The sequence below is a fragment of the Prosthecobacter sp. genome (assembly GCF_044373815.1).
In the GTDB taxonomy this organism is placed as follows: Bacteria; Verrucomicrobiota; Verrucomicrobiia; order Verrucomicrobiales; family Verrucomicrobiaceae; genus Prosthecobacter.
The window spans coordinates 1-3068 of record NZ_JBIPNG010000641.1 but is presented as its reverse complement, the minus strand read 5'-3'; the positions used below and the strand labels follow the sequence as shown (position 1 = coordinate 3068).

Genomic DNA, 3068 nt, shown 5'->3' with positions numbered 1-3068 from the left:
GAAGCTGTTGTTCACGAAGTCGGGGCCGTAGGCATCGCCACGATAGATGGTGGTGCCGGTGGCGCCGGTGAAGTAGCCGCTCACGCGTCCGCCGCCTTCCACTGCACCCTTTACCACACCGGCGATGCGCCAGCGCGTGCGGATGATGCGCCAGGGCTCGTCCGGGCTGAGGCGAAAGACCTCTGCCGCGCCGCCGTCCGCCGCGATGCTCTGGCGTGCGGGTGGCATGGCGTAGTAGGGATTGCGGTTGGCGTATTTGTCATCGTAAACCCAGTACTGAAGGTGGTCGGAGTTTGAGCAGGCGAACTTGCGCCCGTAGTTGTCAAAGCTCATGCCATACTGCGCGCCGCCGCCTTCGAGGCCGAACTCCAGCGTGATCGGATCAAACCAGAAGTCTTTGCCGCCGAGTTCCACGCCTTTGTCGTCAGGCCGCTTCATGCAGGTGATGACGCCGCGATTGCCACCACCGGCGAGGACGTGGATGCGATTGTCCTGGCCCCACTGGAAGCTGTTCATGAGGCCCTGCACGTTGAGGATTTTCAATCCGGTGCCGAAGCCGGTGAAGACCTTCTCGCGAACCTCGGCCTTGCCGTCGCCGTCCTTGTCTTCAAAGCGCCAGACGTCGGGTGTGGCACCGACATACAGGCCGCCATTGGCCCAGACGAGGCCCGTAGGCCAGGGAAGGTCATCGGCGAAGACCTGGCTCGTTTCGTAGTAGCCGTCGCCGTCCTTGTCTTCCAGCATGGAGATGCGGCCGAGGTGAGGGGTGACGTCGCGCATCTCGCTGTAGTCGATCATTTCGCAGACAAACATGCGGCCGTTTTCGTCAAAGCAGGCGGCAATGGGGCTGCGCACCTGCGGCTCATGTGCGGCGAGCTGGAGTTTGAAGCCCTTTTTCACCTGCCAAGAGGCGATGGCGTCCTTTGGCTCTATGGCGGGGTAGCGGGGCAGATCCTTGACTGCATCCACGGCCACGGCGTTTTTCGTCTCACCGTAGGCCTTGGCGTAAGTCGTCTTCGTCTTGATGCCATCCGCCTGCGCGAAGAGCGAGGTGTTTAAGGCGAGCAGCAGCAGGAGGGAACAGGCGGCAGTCTGATTCATGACAAGATCATACGGAGTCCTGCGGCAGCATGAACAGCCGAAAGTCGCTCAACGTGGTATTCTTGTGCTGATACCCTGCGCAGCCGCCTTATAGAACCGTGTCGTTCACCACTTCGTTGCGCTCATTGAGCAGCAGACGCTTGGGGATGATCGGGTGCTCGCTCTGGCCCCAGGCCATGATGGTGACGCGGTGGCCGGTATTGATGAGGTGGGCAGCGGCGCCGTTGACGATGATCTGCCCGGAACCGGCGGGGGCGGGGATGACATAGGTTTCCAAGCGGGCACCGTTGGTGATGGAGGTCACCAGCACTTTTTCGCCCACCCAGAGGTCGGCTTTTTCCATGAGATCGGTCGGAATGGTGATGCTGCCTTCATAGGCGATGTTGGCATCGGTGATGGCGGCACGGTGGAGTTTGGATTTGAGGCAGGTTCTAAGCACCCTCAAGAGTGCTTCATTCATGCCGGGGGTCAAGTATTGGCTGCCTGGATGGATTGGTTTGATGGAAGCGCAGAACGGTGGATGATGAGGCAATGAGATACCGCGACCAACGCCGCTCCGAAGCCCCGCCTCCCCGCCCGCACTTCACCCCACGCAAGAGCATGGGGCAGAACTTCCTGCAGGACGAGGAGATTGCCCGCTGGATCGGCGATCAGGTGCAGCCGGATGGGGCGGATATTGTGGTGGAAATCGGACCCGGCATGGGGGCTTTGACGAAGCATCTCGTCGGCCGGCCGAAGAAACTTATTTTGATTGAAAAAGATTCCCAACTCGCGCCGGAGCTGCAAAGCCAGTTTGAAGGTCGCGACGATGTCGAGGTCATCCACAATGACGCCACGCGCATCAATCTGCGCTCGTGGTTTAAGCACGGCCCGCTGCGCATCGTGGGAAATCTGCCGTATTCCGTCGGCAGCGAGATCTTGAAGCACTGGCTCACGCCGCCATCGCCGGTCGGGTGCGCGGTGTTCATGCTGCAAAAGGAGGTGTGCGACCGCCTCGCCGCCACCTGCGAAGACGACGCCTACGGCGCGCTGAGCCTGCTGGTGCAGAAGGATTGGAATGTGGAGATGCTGCGGGTGGTGCCGCCGGAGGTCTTTGTGCCAAAGCCACGGGTGGACTCCGCGATCATCCGCCTGACGCCGCGAGATCCTGCCACGCTGCCGGTGTTTGATCACGTGCTGTTTGACCGCCTGGTGCGCATGGGTTTCTCACAGCGGCGCAAGCAATTGAAGAATCTCCTGCCCGAAGCTCCCGGTGGGTGGGATGCGCTGATTCAGGCGCTGGGCGTGACGACGATGGTGCGCGCGGAGGCGCTGTCGCTGACGCAATGGATTCAGATCGCCCGCCATTACGAGCAGCGCCACGAAGCTGATGCGGGGCAGAAGGCCAGCGAGATGTTTGATGTGGTGAATGAGCGCAACGAGGTCGTCGAGCAACTCACACGCGGCGAGGTGCACAAGCGCGGGCTGCTGCATCGTGCGGTGCATATTTTTGTCATCAACAAACGTGGGTTCATTTACCTGCAGCAGCGTTCGCATCTCAAAGATGTGTCGCCGCTGAAGTGGGACAGCAGCGCCGCCGGTCATCTGGATGCCGGGGAAGGCTACGCTAGCGCGGCTGTGCGGGAGCTTGGAGAAGAAGTGGGAATTCACGTCGAAGCCACGGAACTGGCTGCGGAGATTCCTGCGGGGGACAATACGGATCACGAATTCGTCGAGCTACGCATCGCGCGGCATGACGGCCCGGTGCGCTGCCTTCCCGAGGAGGTGGCCACAGGGGATTGGTTTAAGCCTGAGGATATCAGCGCGTGGGTGGATGCTCGGCCGCAGGACTTTGCGAAGGGCTTTGTGACGTGCTGGAAGGCGTGGGCGCAGAAGTAGCTCGCTATTTTCTACCGCATCGTCCGTGGGATAAACACTGACTGCATCCCGGCTGCATTGGCGGCCTGAATGCCGCTGTTGCCATCTTC

At 61.0% G+C, this 3068-nt stretch carries 3 protein-coding genes; 1 reads left to right on the top strand and 2 read right to left on the bottom strand.

Translation table 11 applies throughout. The features are described 5' to 3' along the window. Together ACIREA_RS29575 and ACIREA_RS29570 are read right to left on the bottom strand one after the other, a co-directional pair. A partial coding sequence (locus tag ACIREA_RS29575; protein WP_397385915.1) for a PVC-type heme-binding CxxCH protein occupies positions 1-1101 on the bottom strand: 1101 nt, incomplete at its 3' end. A gap of 88 nt (positions 1102-1189) precedes the next feature. Next, positions 1190-1561 carry an aspartate 1-decarboxylase gene (locus ACIREA_RS29570; RefSeq protein ID WP_397385914.1) on the bottom strand — a complete coding sequence of 124 codons (372 nt, stop codon included), beginning with the start codon at positions 1559-1561 and terminating at the stop codon, positions 1190-1192. A 71-nt stretch (positions 1562-1632) separates the two neighbouring features. On the opposite strand from ACIREA_RS29570, the gene rsmA reads away from it, so the two are divergent. Continuing rightward, positions 1633-2979 carry a 16S rRNA (adenine(1518)-N(6)/adenine(1519)-N(6))-dimethyltransferase RsmA gene (gene rsmA, locus ACIREA_RS29565; RefSeq protein ID WP_397385913.1) on the top strand — a complete coding sequence of 449 codons (1347 nt, stop codon included), beginning with the start codon at positions 1633-1635 and terminating at the stop codon, positions 2977-2979. Positions 2980-3068: the final 89 nt, after the last annotated feature.

What these genes read in the sequence shown, in the direction of transcription:
- ACIREA_RS29570 (WP_397385914.1), bottom strand. Translation starts at nt 1,561, where the DNA reads ATGAATGAAGCACTCTTGAGGGTGCTTAGAACCTGCCTCAAATCCAAA.
- rsmA (WP_397385913.1), top strand. Translation starts at nt 1,633, where the DNA reads ATGAGATACCGCGACCAACGCCGCTCCGAAGCCCCGCCTCCCCGCCCG.